A 22,110-nucleotide genomic window follows, 5' to 3' on the forward strand; every position below is an offset into this window, starting at 1 on the left:
CTCCTAATTTATATTATGCTCCATAAAATAATGGTGATCCTGGTCCTATTGGTAAACCAAACGTATACCAAACTATAAATAATAATGTCCATCCTATTAAAAATGCTATTGAGTATGGTAACATTGTTGTTATTAATGTACCAACTCCAGCTTTCTTTTCATACTTTTGACAAAAGGCTACTATAAGTGCAAAGAATGGCATAAGTGGTGCTATAACATTAGTACATGAATCTCCTATTCTAAACACTAATTGAGTAAGCTCTGGTGATAATCCTATTTGCATAAACATAGGAACAAATATTGGAGCCATTAAAACCCATTTAGCAGAGTCAACAGCTATTATTATATTTAAAAGAGCTGTTAAAACTATAAAGCATATTATAAGTGGTAATCCTACAAACCCTGTATTTTCTAAAAAATGTGCTCCATTAACTGACATTATAGTTCCAAGCTTTGAATAATCAAAGAACTTTATAAATTGTCCTGCAAAGAATACTAAAACTAAAAATCCTGCTATACTAGTTACACCTTTTATCATTAACTCTATAACATCTTTATCATTTTTTATAACCTTTGCTCCTATTCCATAGAATATTCCAGGTACCAAAAATAAACATGCCATTATAGGTATAATACTACTCATAAATGGTGAAGTTAATATTGAACCAGTTTCTGGGTCTCTAAGTACTCCATTTTGAGGAAGTACTAATAATCCTATAAATGCTATATAAACTATTAAAGATAATACTCCCCACTTCATCCCTCTTTTTTCAAGGTCTGTTATATCTTCAACTACAGCTTCTTCATTAGACTTATATTCACCAAGTCTTGGCTCTACTATTTTTTCTGTTACAAATGTTCCTACTGCTACTATTAAGAAAGTTGATGCTATCATAAAATACCAGTTAGCTGTTGGCTGAACAAAGTATTCTGGATTTATCATATTTGCAGCTTCTGTTGATATACCTGCAAACATTGGGTCATTAGTACCTATAAGTAAGTTTGCACTCCATCCTCCAGATACTCCCGCAAATGCTGCTGCCATACCTGCTATTGGATGTCTTTTAAAACTCATAAATATTATTGCTCCTAATGGAACTAATACAACATATCCAGTAGATGATGCTACATTTGACATTATTCCCAAAAATATTATCATAGCTGTAACCATCTTCTTTGGTGTAACTTTTGCTACTTTTCTTAAAGCTGCTGATAAAAATCCTGTTCCTTCTGCTACTCCAACACATAGTATTATTACAAATACTGGCCCTAGCGCAAAGAAGCTAGTAAAGTTTGATACTATAGAAGTAAACATATATCTAATTCCATCTGGTGATAGTAAGCTTTCTGCCACAACTTGAGTCTCAACTATAGCTCCAGTTGCTTGGTCATAAGCATCATAACTTACAGAAAGACCCATACTACTTGCTATAGCTGATCCTAATATTACAACTGCTGTTAATATTATAAATATTGTGGCTGGATGAGGTAGAGAATTACCTACTCTTTCTACTGTGTCTAAAGATCTTAAAAGAAAGCTCTTTTTTGCCTTTGCCTTAATTTCCATAATAAACCCCCGTATTATAAAATTTTATTTAAATAATTTATAAAACCCTTTTCCTTTTGAACAAAGTAAATCTTAATAATTTAAATACTTGTTAATAATATAAAATCATTAATTCTTAAACATTTTTTCAAGAGATTATAACTAAACTAGCTATAATCTCTTATTTAAAAATTTATATCTTCCCTAAGTTTTTCTTATCTACTGCTTCTTTTAGTTGATTCATAGCTTTTTCTAATAACTTTCTAGAGCAAGCTACGTTTAATCTCATATAACCTTCTCCACCTATTCCAAAACTTCTTCCATCATTTAGCCCAAGTCTAGCTTCATTTATAAAGAAGTCAACTAATTTATCTCCTTCTAACCCTAAATCCTTACAGTCTAACCACATTAAATATGTACAATCTGGAGTGTTTGGCTTTATTTGTGGTATATGTTCTTTACAGAAGTTATTTATATACTCAACATTACCTTCTAAGTAAGTTAATAATTGCTCTAACCATTCTTCACCATGAGCATAAGCTGCCATATTTGCCACTACACTAAATGCATTATTTCTCTTAGAATCTAACTTTCCTTGTACATCTTCATATATTTTTTTCATTTCTAAATTAGGGAACACTGTAGTTGATACTTGAAGTCCTGCTAAATTAAAAGTTTTTGTAGCTGATATACAAGTTATAGTATTTTTAGCAAATTCCTCATTTATAGATGCCATTGGTATATGCTTATTGTTAAATAATATTAAGTCTGAATGTATTTCATCAGATATAACCATAACATTATTTTCTAAACATAAATTACCAAGTCTAGTCAACTCTTCCCTACTCCAAACTCTACCAACTGGATTATGAGGATTGCAAACTATTAAAAACTTAGCCCCATCTTTAAGCTTTTTTTCTAAGTCTTCAAAGTCCATTTGATAATCTCCATCTACTAACTTTAGGGGATTATATACTAATTCCCCTCCCCAATCTTTAACAGCTGTAAAGAATTCAGAATATACTGGTGGTTGAACTATAACCTTATCACCTTCATTTAAAAACTCCCTCATAAAATGACACATCATTGGCATTACTCCCGTAGCATGTGCCATATAATTTGTATCAACATCCCAATTATTTCTCTTTAATTGCCACTCTCTTACTAATTCAAAGTATCTTTCTGGTCTTGATACATATCCAAACATCCCCTGATTAGCTCTACCTATCATTGCATCTATTATAGGCTGTGCTGTTTTTAGATCCATATCGGCAATCCAAAGAGGTATTATATCATCTCTCCCAAATTTATTTTTAGCCTCATCATACTTTGCCGAAAAATTGTTACTTCTGTCCATTACTTCATCGAAATTATATATCATATTACTCCTCCAAATTGTCCCCTAATTAAAATTATATTGTGTAACTATAGGCTTTCTATTTTTAGTCTTATCATTAAAATATTCATATAAGCATATTCCTAAAAAACTTCCAGCTATATTATATATATTTTCAAATCCTAATTGCTTAAGTGCTAATACTGCATTATAACTTCTTTGTGCACTTCTACAGTGTACATATAATGTTTTATCTTTTGGTATTTCATCTAATCTATCTCTTAATTGACTTAAAGGTATGTTTTTAGCTCCTACTACATGACCTAATTCAAATTCATTTTCTTCTCTAACATCTATTATATATTCCCCCTTTTCTACTAACTCTCTAACCTTTGTAACAGGTACTTGCTTAAATGTATTGTTAAGTAAATTTGATGCTACATACCCAGCATGGTTTACTACATCCTTTGCAGTTGAAAATGTTGGTGCATAGCATAGCTCTAAATCTTTTAAATCTTCTACAGTTCCACCAAATTTTATAAGAGTTGCTATAACATCTACTCTTTTGTCTACACTTCCTTTACCTATAGCTTGTGCTCCTAGTATTTTTCCTGTTGGTACTTCAAATATTAATTTAAAGTGCATTGGGCTTGCTCCTGGCATTAATCCAACTTTATCTGAAGGTATAATCCTTGCAACTTCATAGTCTATATTAATGTCTAATTCTTTTATCATATTTTCATTAAGACCAGTAGATGCTCCATTTAAATCAAATACTTTTATAACTGAAGAACCTATAAATCCAGTATTTCTAACTTGAATATTGTTTATATGATCTGCAACAGCTCTTGCTTGTTTTTGAGCAGGCCCTGCAAGTGGTAATCTAGTTTTTTTGTGAGTTAAAGCATTATATACTTCTATTGCATCCCCTACTGCATATATGTCTTTATCATTTGTACAATAATTATGATCTACCTTTATAGCTCCAGATTCACCTATATCTAATTCTGCTTTTTTAGCTAGCTTAATATCAGGAGTAACCCCTATAGCCATAATAACTACATCTGATTTTATTTTTCTTCCTGAATCTAGTATAGTATGTCCATCTTCAAATGCTACGACCTTATCTTCTAATATTAAATTAACCCCTTTATCATCTAACTCTTTATGAAGTATTTGTACCATATCATAATCAAATGGCTTCATTATTTGCTTAGATGCTTCTATTAATGTTACATCATATCCAGCTTCCCTAAGATTTTCAGTAACTTCAACTCCTACAAATCCTCCACCTATTACAGTTACCTTGTTTTCAGGTGACTTATTAGTAAAATATTTTAATTTTGCTATATCAACAACATTTCTAACTGTAAATACATTTATATTTTCAATTCCAGGTATATTAGGTACTATTGGCTTTGCACCAGGAGATAATATTAACTTATCGTAGCTTTCTTCGTACTCTTTATTACTTATTAAATCCTTAACTTTAATTTTTTTATTTCTTCTATCTATATCTATAACTTCATTATTTATTCTTGCATCTATTCTATATTGATTAAAAAATTTTTCTGGTTGCATAAGAACTAAAGACTCTGCATCTTCTATAACATCACTTAAATGATATGGCAAACAACAATTTGAGAAAGATACATGTGGACCTTTTTCAAACATTATTATTCTATCATTTTCATTAAGTCTTCTAAGCCTAGCTGCAGCTGAAGCTCCACCTGCAACTCCACCTACTATTAAAATTTTCCTACTCAATTTCTTCACCTCAGTTTAATATATTTTATAATACTAATTACTCGTTAATTTTATATCAAATCTATATTTAAATATTAACATAGTTTTTATATCATTTTATATAAGTATTTGTTATATATGATAACGTTTTGTTATATAATGTAATTATTGTAGGAATTAAATATCATTTATTTGAAAAATTTTTAGGAGAGTGTTTATGAATCTTATACATTTACGTTCGTTTTACAATACTGTTAAATATAAAAGTATATCTAAAGCTGCTAAGAAGCTTCATTTAAGTCAACCTGGTCTTAGTATGCAAATCCAAAGTCTTGAGAATACTCTTGGAGTATGTCTATTAAATAGGGGGCGTAGGGGTGTTGAACTTACTGAAGAAGGTAAAATAGTTTATGATTATGCGGATGCTATATTAGCACTTGAAGATAATATACATCTTTCTTTAAAAAAGCTTGAAGAAAGAAATACTGATTTAAATATAGGTTCATGCAGAAGTATGGGGGATTACGCCCTTCCTTGTACTTTATATACTTTTAAACAAATATACAGTGATATAAATATATCCATGCATATAGATAGTACTTTTTCAATTATAAAAAAAATACAAGATATGACCCTAAACTTAGGAATAATTCAAGAATCCTCTGTTCCTAATGATTTAGAGTGTGTATCTATACTTTCTGATGAACTTGTTTTAGTTGCAAGTCCAGATTCTAATTATAATAAAATATCTATAGATGATATTTATAATATACCAATAGTAATGAGAGAAGATTCATCTGCCACTAGGCTTAACTTAGAAAATATACTTAGAAAAAATGGCGTTGATGTTGATAAACTAAATATAATATTTTCATTTAATTCCCCTGAAGCAATAAAACAATCTGTAGTTTCTGGTAGGGGGCTTTCTTTTGTTCCTAAAATTACAATTAGACAAGAACTTAGAAATCAAACTCTAAAGAAAGTTGATGTAAAAGGATTAGATACTAAATTTAGTTATTATATATCTTATAGAAAGAATTATAAATTTAGTAAATCAGAAGAGATTTTTATGAAATTTATAACATCTAAATCTAGATGTTTTTGTTATTAATAGAAAAATAAGTGCCTTATACTAACTTTAAAAGTTGTTTAAGGCACCTATTTTTTAAAACATATTTTCTATAACTCTTTGTAGCATTTTTATATATCCAGCTTTATTTATATCTTTAGTGTTTACTAAGTCCACTTTCCCTATAGACTTTTTATTTTGATATATTTCCATCTGTCCAAGTACACTTCCCTTTTTGATAGGAAGCTTTAGATTTTCATTTAGCTTAACTTTTCTTTCAAACTTTTTATTTCCACCCTTTTTAATTAAAAGACTTAAATCATCTTTTGCAACTAACTCTATATTTTCATCTTCAGCTTTATCTATCTTCATGTTTGCTATTTTATCATCTTTTGTACAAAGTTTAACGCTTTCATAATTTGCAAATCCATAGTTTAGTAAGTTAGAAGAATCCTTAAATCTTTCTGGTGAAGTTTCTGCACCTAATGTTACTGCTATTAAATGAGTATCTCCTCTTTTAGCTGATGCAGATAAACAATATTTTGCTTGTTGTGTAAATCCTGTTTTAACACCTGTTGTACCTTGATAGTGTTTTACCATCTTATTAGTATTAGCAAGTCCTACTTCTACCTTTTTCTTTCCTACTACAACCTTGTCCATCCAAGTTGTAAGGTATTTACTTATACCTTCATGCTTTAATAGTTCTCTAGACATTAAAGCTATATCATAAGCAGTAGTGTAGTGATTATCAACTGGAAGTCCGTTAGTGTTTACAAAATTAGTATCCTTCATACCTAATTCTTTAGCTTTTTGATTCATCATATCTACAAAGCCTTCTACACTTCCTCCAATATGTTCTCCCATAGCTACACAAGCGTCATTTGCTGATGCTACTGCTATACCTTTTATTAATGTATCTACATCTTGTACTTCTCCAGCCTCTAAGAATATCTGACTTCCACCCATACTAGATGCATTTTCACTTATTTGTACTTCATCTGTTAATTTTAGCTTGCCACTATCTAATGCTTCCATACATAAAAGCATAGTCATTACTTTTGTAACACTAGCTGGTGGCAACTTTTCATGTGCTTGTTTTTCATATAAAACTTTTCCACTACCTACATCCATAAGTACTGCAGATTTTGATGATATATTTATGTTTCCTGTATCATTTGCAAAACTTGTATTAATAGGTATAATAGCCATTATAAATGCAACTAATATACTAGCTAGCTTTTTCATATTATACACCTCTTATGCTTAAGTTATGTTAATTTTGATTATTTAATTTGTTAGAAAAATACGTCTTATGCTCTTCTACTCTTTTTAAATGATTAGCTAAAACTTCATTTACATGTGCATGTTCTATTATTTCAAATGCATCATCATAAGTCATCCCGTAATCAGCTGCAACTTCCATTCTTAATTGCTTTAGAGCTTTTTTTGCATTTTGCTTACTCATATTTTACCTCCTATTAGTAAATTTCTATATGTTTTTATCTTTTACTAATATAAGGTATTTATGATTGTTATTTTTTGTAATGTATTTAAAAAATAAAAAAGGACTTAATTTTAAGCCCTTTTTTAGTAATTTATTATTTCTTCTTCTATTTCAAATATTACTGCATCAGTGTTGTCTTCTATAAAGTTTATTATTTTTTCTTTTATTGAATCACACATACTAAATTCTAAACTTATACTACATATTCCTATTGATATTATCTGATGAACATCTTGATTATCTACTTCTATAATAGATACATTAAAATTATTTTGTAGTTTTTTTATTATACTTTTTACTATCATTCTTTTTTCTTTAAGAGAATGAACCCAATTTGCTCTTAAACTTATTTTTAAGACTAGTATCTTCATACATTATTTTCTCCTTAGTGAGTCTATGAAATTTATTAATAGTATTTCTATTTATAATCCTTTTCAACACTTTTAGCAAGTATTTTATTTATATCATCCATCATAGATTTAAATTTTTGCTCACTATTTAAATAGTTATATAATTTTTTATTATTAGATACTTTTTTACCTATAGATTCTAGTTTCATAACAACTTTTTTATCTACCTCTTGGTTTCTTAGTACATATCCTTGTGCTTTAATTTGAATATCTTGATACTCCTTTAAAAGCTTTTCACAAGATTTATCTTTTTTTACTTCATTCATATTTTTTCTAAAGTCTTTATATTCCTTACTATTTCTTATTTCATTTGCTAGTTTCATAGCACTATCTTTTACTGACATAGTTTCCCCCCATAAAAAAAGATTGAATATAATAAATTATATTCAATCTTTTATAATTATACCTCCATTATTATAGGAAGTATCATAGGATTTCTCTTTGTTCTTTGATATAAGTATTCTTTTAAGTTTTCTTTTATACTATTTTTTAAATAAGCCCACTCTTTAATGTTTTTATCTTCGCAGTCTCTTAGTACGTCTTTTATAACATTTTTAGCTCCATCCATTAAATCTTCAGATTCTCTTACATATACAAATCCTCTAGATATTATGTCTGGTCCTGCTAATACTCTTCCTTCTTCTTTAGATATAGTAACTACAACTATCATAAGTCCATCTTCTGATAAATGCTTTCTATCTCTTAAAACAATGTTTCCTACATCTCCTACACCTAATCCATCAACTAATACATTACCTGTTTGTATAGTTCCTGTTACCTTAGCTGAATTTCTATCTATTTCTAAAACATCTCCTGTTTTATTTACAAATATATTTTGACTAGGCATACCTAATTCTTCTGCTAGTTCTGCATGCTTTTTAAGCATTCTATACTCACCATGTGCTGGCATGAAAAACTTAGGTTTAGCTAATCTATGGATTAATTTTAATTCTTCTTGCTTAGCATGTCCTGATACGTGTATGTCTACTTCATCATAGACAACTTCTGCACCTTTTTCAAATAGGCAGTTTATTACCTTAGATATTAACTTCTCATTTCCTGGTATTGGATGAGCTGATATTATTATAAAATCTCCATTTCTTATTTCCACTTTCTTATGATCAGAACTTGCCATTCTAGCAAGAGCTGACATTGGCTCTCCTTGAGAACCTGTAGTTATTATAACTACTTCACTATCTTCATATCTATGAAGGTCATTTAGATCTATTAGCATATTTTCAGGTACGTCTAAATATCCTAATTCACTAGCAACGCCTACTACATTTACCATAGATCTTCCTGAAACTGCAACTTTTCTTCCAAATCTTTCTGCTGCATTTATTATTTGTTGTAATCTGTGTATATTAGATGCAAATGTTGCAACTATTATTCTACTATTTTCAGCTTTTCTAAATAAATCGTATAATCCTAATCCTACTGTCTTTTCAGATAATGTAGATCCTGGTCTTTCAGCATTAGTACTATCAGCTAACATTAAAAGTATACCTTTTTTGCTTAGCTCACATATTCTATGCATATCCATTACATCTCCATCAATAGGTGTTAAGTCTATTTTAAAGTCACCTGTATGATATATTATTCCTTGATCTGTATGAACAGCTATAGAACAAGCATCCGGTATACTGTGATTATTTCTTATAAATTCAACATCCATATGATCTAACTTTATTATTTGTCTTGGTGTAGTAACGTTTAACTTAACGTTATTTAACTTATGTTCCTTTAACTTAACTTGTATAAGACCTATGCTTAACTTAGAACCATACACAGGTACATTAATTTTTTTAAGTATATAAGGAAGCGCTCCTATATGGTCTTCATGTCCGTGTGTGATGAATATACCCTTTATTTTATCTCTGTTTTTGATTAAATAAGTTATATCTGGTATAACTATATCTACCCCTAACATATCATCATCTGGAAAACTTAATCCCGCATCTATAACAATTATTTCGTCTTTGTATTCGATAACTGTCATGTTTTTGCCGACTTCGTTAAGACCGCCTAGTGCCATTACTTTTATCTTATTGGCGCTTTTTTTAAACAACTGCATCATCTCCTCTATGTCTATTCAGTTTTTATTAAAATTTCAACACGTTCTAAAATTTTAAATAATATCGATTCACGCACTCTTTACCAGTTATTATCATTGTACCATAATTTCATCAATAAATTAAGTAGTATTTGAAATACATTTATTGTATTATTTTGACAAAGTCAAATTATTCTGATATTCTCAAACTATAAAATAAAAATTCGCTTTGCTCATTTCGCCAACGATATATCCTTGCTATCACTACGGATAAATCCGTTGCTCAAATTAAGTAAAGTTGTAATTATATACTTAAATATGCATTTTATTTAGGTATTGATTTAAATAAAATTTAGTAATAAATATACATTATATTTATCTAAATTATAATGGGAGGTTTTATGAGGGGTAAAACTCATTGTACTATAGGTGTTTTAAGTGTTATTGAAGCCTCATTATTATTTAATATACCAATATCTATTTTTAATATCATACTATCTGCTTTTTTCTCTATTCTACCAGATTTAGATGAATCAAATTCAATAGTATCTGAAATGTTTTTAAAAAAGAATACTTCTAAGTTTATTTTAAAAATTACAATATATTTGATAAATGTATTTATATTTTTTATATCACTTAAGATAAATGATAACTTTTACTTAAGCTCACTAATAACATTTATATCTATTTTTATAATAGAGTCAAAGCTTAATCATACATTTTTAAGAAAAGTATTTATATCATTAATATTTATACTTCTCGGATTTTGTCTTTATTTAGTGAATTTTAAAATATATTTTTCTATATTTTGCTTTATGCTTGCCACATTTCCTTGGCTAAAACATAGAAGTTTTTCTCACAGTATATTTGCAATAATTATAGTATATTTTTTATTAAAACAAATAGAGCTAATAACTAATATATTAAATTTATCATTTTTTGGAACTATAAGTTATGCTAGTCATATATTTTTAGGAGATTTATTTACAAGATCAGGTATTCCTCTTTTATATCCAATTAGTGATAAAAAGTTTTCTTTTGGATTTTTTAAAGTAGGTGGCTTTTTAAATAATGCCATTGAAATAATATTTATTATTATTTTAACTACATTGGTAGTTTTCACTATAATAAATAAGTTTAATTTATTAAATTTAACAATCTTATGATACTTTTAGGTATAAAAAAATTTATTTAAAAATACTTAAAATATTAAATCTTAGTTGTATATAAAAAAGATATTAACACAGTTTGTGCTAATATCTTTTTTAATTCTAAATTATAGCTACTATAAATATTCAGTAACTACACTAGTCATATTTAAATTAATAATTTTATGTAAATTTTTAATTAGAGCATATATATTTTATTTTTTATTATTCTCAACTTCATTAAATTTAGAATTTAATATTAATATATCTACTCTTCTATTTTTAGCCTTACCTTCTACTGTACTATTATCAGATTTTGGTCTATATTCTGAATAACCTATTGCAGATATTTTTTGAGGATTTATTCCACCATTATTTATTAAAATCTGCGCTACGTTACTAGCTCTCATTACTGATAAGTCCCAGTTAGATTTATATATTTCATTGTGCATAGGCACATTATCTGTATACCCTTCAACTCTTATGTAGCTATCTTTTACTACGGATTTATTTATAATTTCACTTATTTTAACAAGTTTATTAACTTGATCTGGTTTTACTTCTGCTTTGCCACTGTCAAAAAATAATGAATCATTAAAACTAACAACTAATCCTCTTTCTTCTAGTTTTGTATTAACACTACTTGAAAGATTATTTTCTTTTAGATATTTATCTAACTTTTCTTTTACTTGCTCTAACTTTTCTTTTTCAGTTAGACCATTTCCAGTTTCTCCGCCCATATTACTTCCAGTATTTGCTATAGCCGTTCCACCACCCATAGCCTCGTTTAAAGCAGTTGTAAGTTTTTCATATTTTCCTTTATTTATACTACTCATTGCATACATTATAATAAAAAATATCATTAATAACGTTATAAAGTCTGCATAGGAAAGTAACCAACGTTCATGGTTTTCATGCTCTTCTTCTTCTTCAAATCTATTTCTTTTTTGCATGATTAACCCTCCAATTCAACATGTTCTAAATATCTTTCTTCTAACTTAGCTTGATCCTTTTTATCTAAAAAACCTTTAAGAGTTTCTATAAATATTGTTGAGCTTACTTCTTGTTGAATTAATGTTATACCTTCCATTATAATTTCTTTTTCTAATTGTTCATTTTTACCTAAATTTTTAAGTCTAGTTGCAATTGGAAGGAATATTAAGTTAGCACTTCCAAGTCCATAAAGAGTTGCTAAGAATGCAGCTGATATACTACCTCCTAATGCATTCATATCAGCATTTGCTAGCCCTCCAAGAACGTGTATAAGACCTAATACTGTACCAACGATACCCATAGTTGGTGCTGTTCCTCCAGCAGAGTCAAATATAGCTGCACCAACCTTATGTCTTTTAAAACTCATTGCTGCTTCAATTTCTAACATATTTCTAAGCTCTTCAGGGTGAACCCCATCAATAGCTGATAAAAGCGCCTTTTTCATAAAAGGATCCATTTTTTCTTCTTCATCGACTTCAGCTTCAATACTTAAAAAACCTTCTTTTTTTACTTTATCTAATACATGATTAAGATATGCTATTACCTCTACTAAGTCTGCTGATTTTCTAGTGAAAGCAACTTTTAAAATTCTACCTATATTTTTTAATTGTTTAGGAGTAAATGATGTACCTAAGGAACCAATTGTTCCTCCAAATACTATTACAAGAGGAGTCCAAGAAACAAGAGCACTAGCATGCCCTCCTTCACCCATGAAACCTAGTAATAAAAATCCAAAACCTAAAAATAACGATATTAAACCAGTCATAATTCAATGTCCCTTCTATATTTTTTATATCTTTAGAACGCTTAACTATTCTAATATTTATAATTTATATTATCGGCTTTTATCATCATATATTAAGTATGTTTTTATATATTTAACATTTTTTATTTATATAAATTTTGTATCTTTTATCAATTATTAAGTAAATACATTTAATAAATATACATAATAAAAAAAGGCATCTATCTTTTGATAGATGCCTTTTTATCTAGTAAAAAATATAATTATATATACTTATATTTTTATTTAGAACAATCTTCACATAGTCCGTAAAACTTTAAATCGTGATCTATTATTTCAAATTTATATGTTTCTTGTATTTGTCTTTCGATTGAGTCTAGTAAATCTTCTTTAACCTCTATTATCTTTGAACAGCTTTTGCATATTAAATGATGGTGATTATGGCTATCTTCTTTGTCTAAGCATATTTCATATCTTATACATCCATCATCTAAGTTAAGCTTTGATATAACTCCAACATCATCTAATAACTGCATAGTTCTATAAACTGTTGCTAATCCAATTTCAGGACAATCTACTCTAACTAAGTCATATATTTCTTCACTACTTAAATGTTTATCTGTATTTTTTATAAGTATTTCAACTATTGCTCTTCTTTGTGGTGTTATTTTAAATCCTGTTTCTTTTAATTTATCTTTTAATAACTCCATTGTATTCATATAATATCACCCTTGTTTTCAATTGATAATCTTTATTAATTATTTTATTTGATAATGGTCATTTTGTCAATGATTTATAAACATTTTATTTCTTATATATAAAATTATTTAAAATTTTCAGATTTTCTTCTTTGTCCCACTTTATAACATACTTTTTACTTTCATTGCTTATACCTTCATCTCTATACTCTTCTAATGGAAACTCCAATTGCTTTATTTCATAGTTAGCTAATCTTTGAGATATTAATGCTAACTTAAATATTTTATCAATAGATATATTTACATCTATATGTTTAACTACACTACTTATAACCTTTGGATAATCTTTTAAAGATATATTAGTTAATTTATTTGCTATATCTGTTAATATTTTTCTTTGTCTTTCATCTCGCTTGTAAATGGTATCCATCTTCCTTATTCTTGCATAAGCAAGAGCTTGATATCCATTTAATTTATTATTTCCTACTTTGTTTATATACTTAATATTACCCTCATTTTGAGTATTTAAACCATAGCAAGCTTCTATAGTTTTATTAAGGTAGTCTATTTCCTTTTCGCTAACATCTACTTCTACCCCTCCTATAGTATCTACTATTTCTATAAATGATTTAAAATCTACTACTGCATAATCTTTTATATCTAAGTTAAAATTATTATTTATTGTTTCTAAAAGTAGCTTTTCCTTACCATAAGCATATGCATGATTTAATTTTTCATATCCTATATTAGGTATATTAACTAATGTATCTCTGGCTAGTGATGTAAGCCTTAAAGCTTTATTTTTAGTATCTATAGTTAGTATTATCATACAATCAGACCTTGATGGTTTATTAGGATTTGAACTATCTATCCCAATTAAAAGTATATTTTCAATATAATTTTTACTCTTTTCTAAACTACTATTTTCTAATGAGTCAACTTTTTGTGTTATACAAATAAGTACTATAAAAAGACATAATATAAATTTTTTCATTATCATTACTCCTTATTCTTATTTGTAAATATTTTGCCTCACTATTAAATTTTTAATCAAAAAATTCGTCATGCTAATTTTGCCAATGATATATCCTTGCTCTTACTACGGATACATCCGTTGCTCAAATTTTGTTATGCTATGATTATAAATTATCCAAAAAACAAATAATTTATAATCCTTTAATATATAAAAAAACTACCTATTGCTAGGTAGTTTTTTATTATTCTTCGTCTTCGTCGAAGTTTAATCCTTCTTCTTCCATTAATGTGTTGTATACATCAACAACTATTTCATATTCCTTGTCATCTTCTAATGGAACTAATATTTCGCCTTCTTCATCTTGGTCAATTCTAAATACTAAAGCTTCTTCTGTTTCTTCTTCTAATGGAACTAATATAGCGTATTCTTTTCCTTCAGCTTCTAGTGTTAATATTATTTCAAAAGCACTTTCTTGGCCATTTTCATCAATTAAGTTTATTATATTTTCTTGCATGTTATCCACCTCTAATTCTATTTATTAACTATATTATATATCATAAACTTGCTAATTTATATATATTTTAAAAATTTCTTTGTCTATCTAAGTATCCTTGAAGTATTATTACAGCTGCTACCATATCTATAACACTTTTTCTATTTTCTCTTCTAACATTACCTTGTATAAGTGTTCTTTCTGCTGCTACTGTTGATAATCTTTCATCCCAATACTCTATTGTTATTCCCGTTTCTTCTTGTAATAATTCACAAAACTTTATTACTTTTTCACCTTGTGGTCCTAATGTTCCATTCATATTCTTAGGTAGACCTGAAACTATTTTAGTTACCTGTCTTTCTTTTATTATTTCTTTTAATGCTTCTATATCTTTTTTCTTACCTATTCTCTTTACAGTTTTAACTCCTTGTGCTGTAAGACCCATTAAATCACTAACTGCAACTCCTATAGTCTTATCTCCAACATCAAGTCCCATTATTCTTCCGTCTAGCATTTTTTTCTCCTTAAATTTTAAGATAGGTCAGGTTTTACCCTGACCTTTATGGTTTAATTTTTATTATCTTCTTTGTTAAATATTATCATATTTATGCTTATAATTATGATTGGTATAAGTATATATATTGATGCAGTTGAAGCTGCTACTATTCCTGAGTCATTAACTAAAAGTGTAACTATACATCCTACCATAGATGCAATAAATCCTTTAAATAATATAGGATATTTCTTAGCTATTTCTCTAAAATGTCTAGGTGGCTTAAATATAAACATAGCAATTATAAATATTCCTGCTAGTAATATATTAACCCATACACTAGTTTGAGCTAACTTCATATTCATTTGTATCTTTCTACCAAATGTTTGTACTATAGCTCCAGGACCGTTTACTAGTATTTGATTTACAAATACAGATAAGTGTGACTCACTTCCTGATACTACATCTAATACTGCAAAGGCTACAACTACAGCTACTGCTGCTACTCCTAGTAATATAACCTTTTTAAAGTCTAATTTTACATCATATATAAGTAGTATAAATAATAAGTATGCTACTGATTCAGATATAGCACCACCAACATTAGCTCCCATAGAAGGATATGCACTTGTTATTAGTATTACTATACTCATTAGGGCTACTAACCATTTAGGTATTTTTTTGTAATTTAGAAGTACTGCCATAGCAAATACAGCACTTGCTATTGTTACTCCTTCATATTCATTACCTATACCATAGTATCTTGCACCTATTATAGCATCATAACTCATTATATTGTTTCTCATTAAATATGTTCCAAATATAGAATCAACAACTATAACTGTTATAGTTATTAAAGCAAAGAATCCCATTTGCTTTATATCATCTTTAAATAGCTTTCTACCTAATATATAAAGTATTAATGTAGTAAGTATTATCCCTGCTGTTATAGTCATAGGTGTTTTAAAGTTGAATACAGGCGCTAATAAAAGTGCTAAAGGCATTATTATACCTAATTTTATAAGCTCTTTTAATACATTAAATACTTTTTCTCTATATGGTACATGTTTTCTAAGTAATATAGCAATCATTGCTATTACCCAAGAAGCTGACACTATACCAACAAATGTATTTACTACATTTGCTCTTATGTCAGATACTGAAACCATTTTTACAAATTCATGTTGAACATAGTCTATGTTATCATCCTTTTGAATTAATTCATAGCTTCTACCTACCATATTTTTATTTTTAAGTCCAAATTCATTTAATATATCAGCCCCTACGTCGACATTTGCGACTATACCTTCTCTTCTTGTAGTTGCTGATGATAATAATCCTTTACCATTTCCTTCAAACTTTATTATAGGAGATAATCTTCTTTTGTTTTTGTAGTCTAAATCATTTGGGAATGCACTACTTATGTATACAACGTCATTTTCTCCTACCATATTAAATACTTCTTTAAGGTATTTACTTATATTTTTAACTATATTTGCCTTCATACTTTTGTATGTATTATCATTTAAGAATAATCTATATTCATCTAATCTATATGTATCTCCTAAATCAACAAATATAGCATTACTTTCATTATAATATTTTTGAGTTTCTTTTATAAGTTTATTATAATCTGTTCTTATTCCATATGGCATAGAGTCATCTTTTACATTAATATTATCAATATTTCCACCATCTATTCTTCCATACTCATCCATTGCAACTAAGCCTATATTTCTATTTTTAACAAGCTCATTATCTACAATCTTGTCGCTATTTCCAAGTACTGCTGTCTTTAGGTTATTTTCAGATAGTGTTTGTCCAAGGGCACCTAATATTGACCCATATTGACCATATTCTATATTATCATTTATAGATTTATTTATATCTATATTATTTATTGCTTTTGGTTCTTTACCTGTTACAGCTTTAAAAACTTTTCCATTTTCTTTAGTTAACTCTTGAAAATCTATATATTCTTGTGCAGATACATCAGCTCTTCCTCCTGCACCCATACTAGCATAAGATCTTCTATCATCAGTACCACCATCACCTCTTATATTCATAAGAGCAATATAACCTCTATTTTCTAATTCATTTTTTAGAGTTGGTATCTTTAGCATAGTATTTAAATTAGTTCTATTCATATTAATAAATATAACTTTGCCGGGTTCATCGGCAAAGCTATATTTTGGAATAGAAACTAGGAGTACCATTAATGTTATTAACATTGATACAATCTTTTTTTTCATAAGATTGACCTACTTTCTATTTAGATAATGTGTTATTACTTCCTCTAGTATTTCATCCCTTTCAAATCTCTTTATAACAGCTCTTGCATTATTGTGACTAGTTATATAGCTAGAGTCACCTGATAAGATATACCCTATTAATTGATTTATAGGATTGTATCCTTTTTCAACTAGTGCTTGATATACAAACTTTATTGTATCACTAACACTCATATTTTCAGATTCAAATCCTTCAAATTTTACAGTGCTATCAAAATTATTATCCATGTTAAATCCCCCTTATTAAAATTATTTTATTTGAGATTTTACAACTTCACTAGCTCCATCTAATACTTCTTTTACTTTTTCTACATCTGGTGCACCAGCTTGGGCCATATTAGGTCTTCCTCCACCTTTTCCACCAGCTATAGCTGCTATAGATTTAACTATATTTCCAGAGTGTATTCCTTTATCTACTGCATCCTTAGTAGCAGTTACAACAAGATTTAACTTATCATCAGCTACATTTGCTAAAACAACAACTCCACTTTGTAATTTATCTCTTAAGTTATCTGCTACTTCTTTTAAAGTATTCATATCCATTCCTTCGAATTTAGCAGTAACTAAGTTAACTCCATTTACATCAACCTTTGAATCAAGTACTGATTCTATTGATTGTAAACTCATCTTAGTTTTAACATCGTGTAATTCTTTAGCTAAGTTTTTGTTTTCTTCTAATAAGCTTACTACTTTAGTAGTTAAACCATCTTCTTTAGTTTTTAAGTTTGAACAAACATTAGCTATTACATCTTCTTTTCCATTTAAGTAGTTGTATACTGCTTTACCTGTTATAGCTTCTATTCTTCTAACCCCTGCAGCTACTCCACCTTCAGATAATATCTTAAACATTCCTATTTGAGAAGTGTTAGTTAAGTGAGTTCCTCCACAAAGCTCTATAGAATAATCTCCCATAGATACAACTCTTACTTCATCACCATATTTTTCTCCAAATAAAGCCATAGCACCTTTATTTTTAGCATCTATTATACTCATATTTTCACAAGTTATATCTAAAGCGTCAAATATTATATCATTTACTTTTTCTTCTATAACTTTTATTTCTTCTTTAGTTATAGCTTCAAAATGAGTTACGTCAAATCTTAATCTATCTTCAGTAACTAAAGAACCTGCTTGGTTAACATGATCTCCTAATACTTCTTTTAATACTTTATGAAGTATGTGAGTAGCACTGTGGTTTCTAGCACAAGCCATTCTTCTTTCTTTGTCAACTTTAGCAAATAAAGTTTCTCCTACATTTATTTTACCACTTCTTACAACAACTATGTGTTTTATAGTATTGTTTGGTCCTTTTTTAGTATCAACAACTTCTATTACAACATCTTCATTTTTATTAACTAAAGTACCTTTATCTCCTGCTTGACCTCCACCTTCTGGATAGAAAGTAGTTTTATCAAGTACTATTATAGCTTCATCCCCTGCTTCAATACTTTCAACTATTTCATTATCTTTAACTATTGCTTTAACAGTAGCTTCATCATTTAAGTTGTTATATCCTTCAAATACTGTGCATATAGACTTATCTAATTGAGACACTGCATCTTTTTCCCAAGCTACAGAATCCATATTTCCTCTAGCATCTCTTGCTGCTTGTCTTTGTTTTTCCATTTCAGCATGGAATCCTTCTTCATCTATAGTCATATTTTCTTCTTCTAATATTTCTCTAGTTAAGTCAACAGGGAATCCATAAGTATCGTATAGCTTAAATGCATTTTCTCCACTTAATACTGTTTTATCTTCTTTTCTTAAATCTTCCATATAAGAAGCTAATATTTCTATACCTTTATCTATAGTTTCATTGAACTTTTCTTCTTCTATTCTTATAACTTTTTGTACATAGTCTCTTTTTTCAACTAGCTCTGGATAAGCTTCTCCACTTACTTTTATAACTTCATCAACTAATTTGTATAAGAATGATTCTTTCATTCCAAGTAATTTTCCATTACGAGCAGCTCTTCTAAGTAATCTTCTAAGAACATATCCTCTTCCTTCATTTGATGGAAGTACACCATCTGATACTAAGAAGCTAACACTTCTTATATGGTCAGTTATTATTCTTATAGACTTATCATTCTTAGCATCTTTTCCATAAGTTGTATTAGTTATTTTTTCAACAGAGTTTAATATATGCTTTATAGTATCAACTTCAAATATAGTATCAACACCTTGCATTATACAAGCCATTCTTTCAAGACCCATACCTGTATCTATGTTTTTATGCTCAAGTGGATTGTAGTTTCCATCTTCATCTTTATTAAATTGAGAGAATACGTGGTTCCAGAATTCTAAGTATCTGTCACAATCACATCCTGGCTTACAATCTGGATTGTCACATCCATATTCAGGACCTCTATCAAAATGTATTTCTGAACAAGGACCACAAGCACCAGTACCTATTTCCCAGAAGTTATCCTCTTTACCAAGTCTAACTATTCTTTCTTTAGGTATACCTATTTCTTTTTCCCATATTTCGTAAGCTTCATCATCTTCTAAGTATACACTTACCCATATTTTATCTTGAGGTATGTTTAAATGTTCTGTAACAAATTCCCATCCCCATTTTAATGTTTCATGTTTGAAGTAATCTCCAAAAGAGAAGTTACCTAACATTTCAAATAATGTAGCATGTCTAGCTGTAACACCTACATTTTCTATATCACCTGTTCTTATACATTTTTGACAAGTTGACATTCTCTTACTTGGTGGCACTTCAGCACCTGTAAAGTAGTTTTTAAGCGGTGCCATACCTGCATTTATTAATAATAAACTTTTGTCATTTTGTGGAACCAGTGAATAACTTGGTTGTATTAAATGCCCTTTAGATTCAAAGAAGTTTAAAAATTTACTTCTTATTTCATTTAATCCCATTGGTTGCATTTTTTCTTCCTCCTTAATTATGTAAAATTCGCTTTGCTCATTTCGCCAATGATATACCTTCGCGACAGCTTTAGGTAAATCCGTAGCCCAAAATATAAATGAGTTGATATTATAAATTTGAATATAAAAAAGCTCGCCACTATAACATAGTATAGGGGCGAGCATATTCTCGCGGTACCACCCTACTTACTGAACATTCAGTATCTTCGGAAAACCTTAAGTTATAACGGAACTACCGTCGACTCATACTATTATTTCAAAATCGATACTCAAAGACTGCTTCAATTAATCTATCATAAGAACTCTCACCAATGTTCTCTCTCTGTAAAGCTTCAATTAATTTACTATTTCTTTTCACTGCATTTAATATATTTGTTTTATTACATTATATTACTAAATTATATTGAAATAATCAATAGTATTTTGCTACACATATAAATTTATATTCATATTATTTCACAAATACTTGTAATTTTATATCTTAGTTAATTATAAAGTAGCCCTATAAAGCTAAATCTATGATTCCTCCGCCAACTACAACATCACCGTTGTACATAACAACTGATTGACCTTTAGTTATAGCCCTTTGTGGCTCATCAAATACTATCTTTATAGCATCTTCTCCGTGCTTGTATACAGTAGCTGGTGATGGCTTAGCAGAGTATCTAATTTTAGCTTCAACTCTTACAGGTTCCCCCTCTTTTACACCATCTATTGATATAAAGTTTACATCTTTAGCTATTAATACTTTATTAAATATATCTTCATTATCTCCAAGTACCACTGTATTTCTAACAGGGTCTATATCAACAACAAACATAGGCTTTCCAAGTGCTATTCCTAGACCTTTTCTTTGACCTATAGTATAGTTTACTATACCTTTGTGTTTTCCTAATACATTTCCTTTAGTATCTACAAAGAATCCTTCTTCAATTCTTTTTTTAGAATGTTTTTTAACATATCCAGCATAATCATTATCTTTAACGAAGCATATCTCTTGGCTATCTGGCTTATTGTGAACATCCATACCCATTTCTTTTGCTATTTCTCTAACTCTATCCTTTTCATAGTCTCCTATAGGAAGAAGCGTGTGTTCTAATTGTTCTTGAGTTAGGTTGTATAAAGCATAAGTTTGGTCTTTTTTATCCGTAACTGATTTTTTAAGTAAAAATCTCCCGCTTTCTTCATCTTTTTCTATTTTTGCATAATGCCCTGTAGCTACATAATCACATCCTATTTGACGAGCTTTTCTAAAGAAATCATCAAACTTTATATGCTTATTACAAGCTATACAAGGATTAGGAGTTCTTCCATTTAAGTATTCATCTATAAATGGCTCTATAACTTTTTCCTTAAATACATCACTAAAGTTTAATACATAAAAAGGTATACCTATCTTATCAGCAACTTTTCTCGCATCTTCAACAGCTGCTAATGAGCAACATCCACCTTCATTTTCTATAAGTTCATCATCATCATCTTGCCATAGTTTCATAGTAACACCTATTACATCATATCCTTGCTTTTTTAAAAGATATGCTGCAACAGAGCTGTCTACTCCACCACTCATACCGATCATAACTCTTTTTTTCATAACGTCACCTTCTTTTGTTAATTACATTTATCTTCTTATTATATATATTTTTATAACTTTTTAAAAGGATAATAGCATAATTTTTCAATATATAAAATATAATATCCCTTTTAAGTATTA

General features: G+C 28.6%; 20 protein-coding genes and 1 other annotated feature. Of the genes, 2 read left to right on the plus strand and 18 right to left on the minus strand.

Going from position 1 to position 22,110, the window contains the following annotated elements; translation table 11 throughout:
• Positions 1–13: 13 nt before the first annotated feature.
• From I4U89_RS07165 to I4U89_RS07175, 3 genes are all read right to left on the minus strand, one after another.
• Positions 14–1,567: an AbgT family transporter gene (locus tag I4U89_RS07165; RefSeq protein ID WP_195939709.1), complete on the minus strand. Its 1,554-nt coding sequence runs from the start codon at positions 1,565–1,567 to the stop codon at positions 14–16.
• A 172-nt stretch (positions 1,568–1,739) separates the two neighbouring features.
• Positions 1,740–2,927 (minus strand): MalY/PatB family protein, encoded by a 1,188-nt coding sequence (locus I4U89_RS07170; RefSeq protein WP_195939710.1) that lies wholly within the window; start codon positions 2,925–2,927, stop codon positions 1,740–1,742.
• Between the two features lie 21 nt (positions 2,928–2,948).
• Positions 2,949–4,649 (minus strand): FAD-dependent oxidoreductase, encoded by a 1,701-nt coding sequence (locus I4U89_RS07175; protein ID WP_195939711.1) that lies wholly within the window; start codon positions 4,647–4,649, stop codon positions 2,949–2,951.
• A 196-nt stretch (positions 4,650–4,845) separates the two neighbouring features.
• Here I4U89_RS07175 and I4U89_RS07180 point away from each other — a divergent pair, with 196 nt between their 5' ends.
• Positions 4,846–5,739 (plus strand): LysR family transcriptional regulator, encoded by an 894-nt coding sequence (locus I4U89_RS07180; RefSeq protein WP_195939712.1) that lies wholly within the window; start codon positions 4,846–4,848, stop codon positions 5,737–5,739.
• Between the two features lie 54 nt (positions 5,740–5,793).
• Here the strand turns inward: I4U89_RS07180 and I4U89_RS07185 are convergent, their stop codons facing one another.
• The 5 genes from I4U89_RS07185 to I4U89_RS07205 all read right to left on the minus strand — a co-directional run bounded on the left by I4U89_RS07185 (position 5,794) and on the right by I4U89_RS07205 (position 9,685).
• Entirely contained in the window at positions 5,794–6,942 is a 1,149-nt protein-coding gene (locus I4U89_RS07185; protein ID WP_195939713.1) for a D-alanyl-D-alanine carboxypeptidase family protein, read from the minus strand.
• Between the two features lie 28 nt (positions 6,943–6,970).
• Positions 6,971–7,162, minus strand: coding sequence for a CD1290 family small acid-soluble spore protein (locus tag I4U89_RS07190; protein ID WP_195939714.1), 192 nt, complete (start codon positions 7,160–7,162; stop codon positions 6,971–6,973).
• A 122-nt stretch (positions 7,163–7,284) separates the two neighbouring features.
• Complete coding sequence (locus tag I4U89_RS07195) at positions 7,285–7,572, minus strand: DUF503 domain-containing protein (protein ID WP_195939715.1); 288 nt, start codon at positions 7,570–7,572, stop codon at positions 7,285–7,287.
• Between the two features lie 47 nt (positions 7,573–7,619).
• Complete coding sequence (locus tag I4U89_RS07200; protein ID WP_195939716.1) at positions 7,620–7,955, minus strand: YlbF family regulator; 336 nt, start codon at positions 7,953–7,955, stop codon at positions 7,620–7,622.
• Positions 7,956–8,011: 56 nt separating this feature from the next.
• A complete protein-coding gene (locus I4U89_RS07205) occupies positions 8,012–9,685 on the minus strand; it encodes a ribonuclease J (protein WP_195939717.1) in 1,674 nt (557 codons plus the stop codon).
• Positions 9,686–10,065: 380 nt separating this feature from the next.
• Here I4U89_RS07205 and I4U89_RS07210 point away from each other — a divergent pair, with 380 nt between their 5' ends.
• Positions 10,066–10,830: a metal-dependent hydrolase gene (locus I4U89_RS07210; protein WP_195939718.1), complete on the plus strand. Its 765-nt coding sequence runs from the start codon at positions 10,066–10,068 to the stop codon at positions 10,828–10,830.
• A 197-nt stretch (positions 10,831–11,027) separates the two neighbouring features.
• On the opposite strand, the gene I4U89_RS07215 is transcribed toward I4U89_RS07210, so the two are convergent.
• The 10 genes from I4U89_RS07215 to mnmA form a co-directional block, all read right to left on the minus strand.
• Positions 11,028–11,765 carry a flagellar motor protein MotB gene (locus I4U89_RS07215; protein WP_195939719.1) on the minus strand — a complete coding sequence of 246 codons (738 nt, stop codon included), beginning with the start codon at positions 11,763–11,765 and terminating at the stop codon, positions 11,028–11,030.
• Positions 11,766–11,767: 2 nt separating this feature from the next.
• Positions 11,768–12,571, minus strand: coding sequence for a motility protein A (locus tag I4U89_RS07220; RefSeq protein WP_195939720.1), 804 nt, complete (start codon positions 12,569–12,571; stop codon positions 11,768–11,770).
• Positions 12,572–12,831: 260 nt separating this feature from the next.
• The gene (locus I4U89_RS07225) at positions 12,832–13,269 is read right to left on the minus strand and encodes a Fur family transcriptional regulator (RefSeq protein ID WP_195939721.1); all 438 of its coding nucleotides are present in this window, start codon (positions 13,267–13,269) and stop codon (positions 12,832–12,834) included.
• A gap of 85 nt (positions 13,270–13,354) precedes the next feature.
• Positions 13,355–14,242 (minus strand): LCP family protein, encoded by an 888-nt coding sequence (locus I4U89_RS07230; RefSeq protein WP_195939722.1) that lies wholly within the window; start codon positions 14,240–14,242, stop codon positions 13,355–13,357.
• Between the two features lie 223 nt (positions 14,243–14,465).
• Positions 14,466–14,738 carry a DUF1292 domain-containing protein gene (locus I4U89_RS07235; protein WP_092924610.1) on the minus strand — a complete coding sequence of 91 codons (273 nt, stop codon included), beginning with the start codon at positions 14,736–14,738 and terminating at the stop codon, positions 14,466–14,468.
• Positions 14,739–14,805: 67 nt separating this feature from the next.
• Complete coding sequence (ruvX, locus tag I4U89_RS07240) at positions 14,806–15,231, minus strand: Holliday junction resolvase RuvX (protein WP_092924608.1); 426 nt, start codon at positions 15,229–15,231, stop codon at positions 14,806–14,808.
• A gap of 53 nt (positions 15,232–15,284) precedes the next feature.
• A complete protein-coding gene (locus I4U89_RS07245; RefSeq protein WP_195939723.1) occupies positions 15,285–17,462 on the minus strand; it encodes a hypothetical protein in 2,178 nt (725 codons plus the stop codon).
• 9 nt (positions 17,463–17,471) lie between these two features.
• Positions 17,472–17,729 (minus strand): IreB family regulatory phosphoprotein, encoded by a 258-nt coding sequence (locus I4U89_RS07250; protein WP_195939724.1) that lies wholly within the window; start codon positions 17,727–17,729, stop codon positions 17,472–17,474.
• Positions 17,730–17,750: 21 nt separating this feature from the next.
• Positions 17,751–20,396, minus strand: a complete 2,646-nt coding sequence (gene alaS, locus I4U89_RS07255) for an alanine--tRNA ligase (RefSeq protein WP_195939725.1) — start codon at positions 20,394–20,396, stop codon at positions 17,751–17,753.
• A 150-nt stretch (positions 20,397–20,546) separates the two neighbouring features.
• Positions 20,547–20,763, minus strand: a binding site (T-box leader).
• A 135-nt stretch (positions 20,764–20,898) separates the two neighbouring features.
• Complete coding sequence (gene mnmA, locus I4U89_RS07260; RefSeq protein WP_195939726.1) at positions 20,899–21,990, minus strand: tRNA 2-thiouridine(34) synthase MnmA; 1,092 nt, start codon at positions 21,988–21,990, stop codon at positions 20,899–20,901.
• Between the last annotated feature and the right edge of the window lie 120 nt (positions 21,991–22,110).

The organism is Romboutsia sp. 1001713B170131_170501_G6 (assembly GCF_015668195.1).
Lineage (GTDB): Bacteria > Bacillota > Clostridia > Peptostreptococcales > Peptostreptococcaceae > Romboutsia_C.

Bases quoted from the DNA above. Each gene is read 5' to 3' on its own strand.
- I4U89_RS07165 (WP_195939709.1), bottom strand. From the start codon at position 1,567: ATGGAAATTAAGGCAAAGGCAAAAAAGAGCTTTCTTTTAAGATCTTTA.
- I4U89_RS07170 (WP_195939710.1), bottom strand. From the start codon at position 2,927: ATGATATATAATTTCGATGAAGTAATGGACAGAAGTAACAATTTTTCG.
- I4U89_RS07180 (WP_195939712.1), top strand. From the start codon at position 4,846: ATGAATCTTATACATTTACGTTCGTTTTACAATACTGTTAAATATAAA.
- I4U89_RS07185 (WP_195939713.1), bottom strand. From the start codon at position 6,942: ATGAAAAAGCTAGCTAGTATATTAGTTGCATTTATAATGGCTATTATA.
- I4U89_RS07190 (WP_195939714.1), bottom strand. From the start codon at position 7,162: ATGAGTAAGCAAAATGCAAAAAAAGCTCTAAAGCAATTAAGAATGGAA.
- I4U89_RS07195 (WP_195939715.1), bottom strand. From the start codon at position 7,572: ATGAAGATACTAGTCTTAAAAATAAGTTTAAGAGCAAATTGGGTTCAT.
- I4U89_RS07200 (WP_195939716.1), bottom strand. From the start codon at position 7,955: ATGTCAGTAAAAGATAGTGCTATGAAACTAGCAAATGAAATAAGAAAT.
- I4U89_RS07205 (WP_195939717.1), bottom strand. From the start codon at position 9,685: ATGCAGTTGTTTAAAAAAAGCGCCAATAAGATAAAAGTAATGGCACTA.
- I4U89_RS07210 (WP_195939718.1), top strand. From the start codon at position 10,066: ATGAGGGGTAAAACTCATTGTACTATAGGTGTTTTAAGTGTTATTGAA.
- I4U89_RS07215 (WP_195939719.1), bottom strand. From the start codon at position 11,765: ATGCAAAAAAGAAATAGATTTGAAGAAGAAGAAGAGCATGAAAACCAT.
- I4U89_RS07220 (WP_195939720.1), bottom strand. From the start codon at position 12,571: ATGACTGGTTTAATATCGTTATTTTTAGGTTTTGGATTTTTATTACTA.
- I4U89_RS07225 (WP_195939721.1), bottom strand. From the start codon at position 13,269: ATGAATACAATGGAGTTATTAAAAGATAAATTAAAAGAAACAGGATTT.
- I4U89_RS07230 (WP_195939722.1), bottom strand. From the start codon at position 14,242: ATGAAAAAATTTATATTATGTCTTTTTATAGTACTTATTTGTATAACA.
- I4U89_RS07235 (WP_092924610.1), bottom strand. From the start codon at position 14,738: ATGCAAGAAAATATAATAAACTTAATTGATGAAAATGGCCAAGAAAGT.
- ruvX (WP_092924608.1), bottom strand. From the start codon at position 15,231: ATGCTAGACGGAAGAATAATGGGACTTGATGTTGGAGATAAGACTATA.
- I4U89_RS07245 (WP_195939723.1), bottom strand. From the start codon at position 17,462: ATGAAAAAAAAGATTGTATCAATGTTAATAACATTAATGGTACTCCTA.
- I4U89_RS07250 (WP_195939724.1), bottom strand. From the start codon at position 17,729: ATGGATAATAATTTTGATAGCACTGTAAAATTTGAAGGATTTGAATCT.
- alaS (WP_195939725.1), bottom strand. From the start codon at position 20,396: ATGCAACCAATGGGATTAAATGAAATAAGAAGTAAATTTTTAAACTTC.
- mnmA (WP_195939726.1), bottom strand. From the start codon at position 21,990: ATGAAAAAAAGAGTTATGATCGGTATGAGTGGTGGAGTAGACAGCTCT.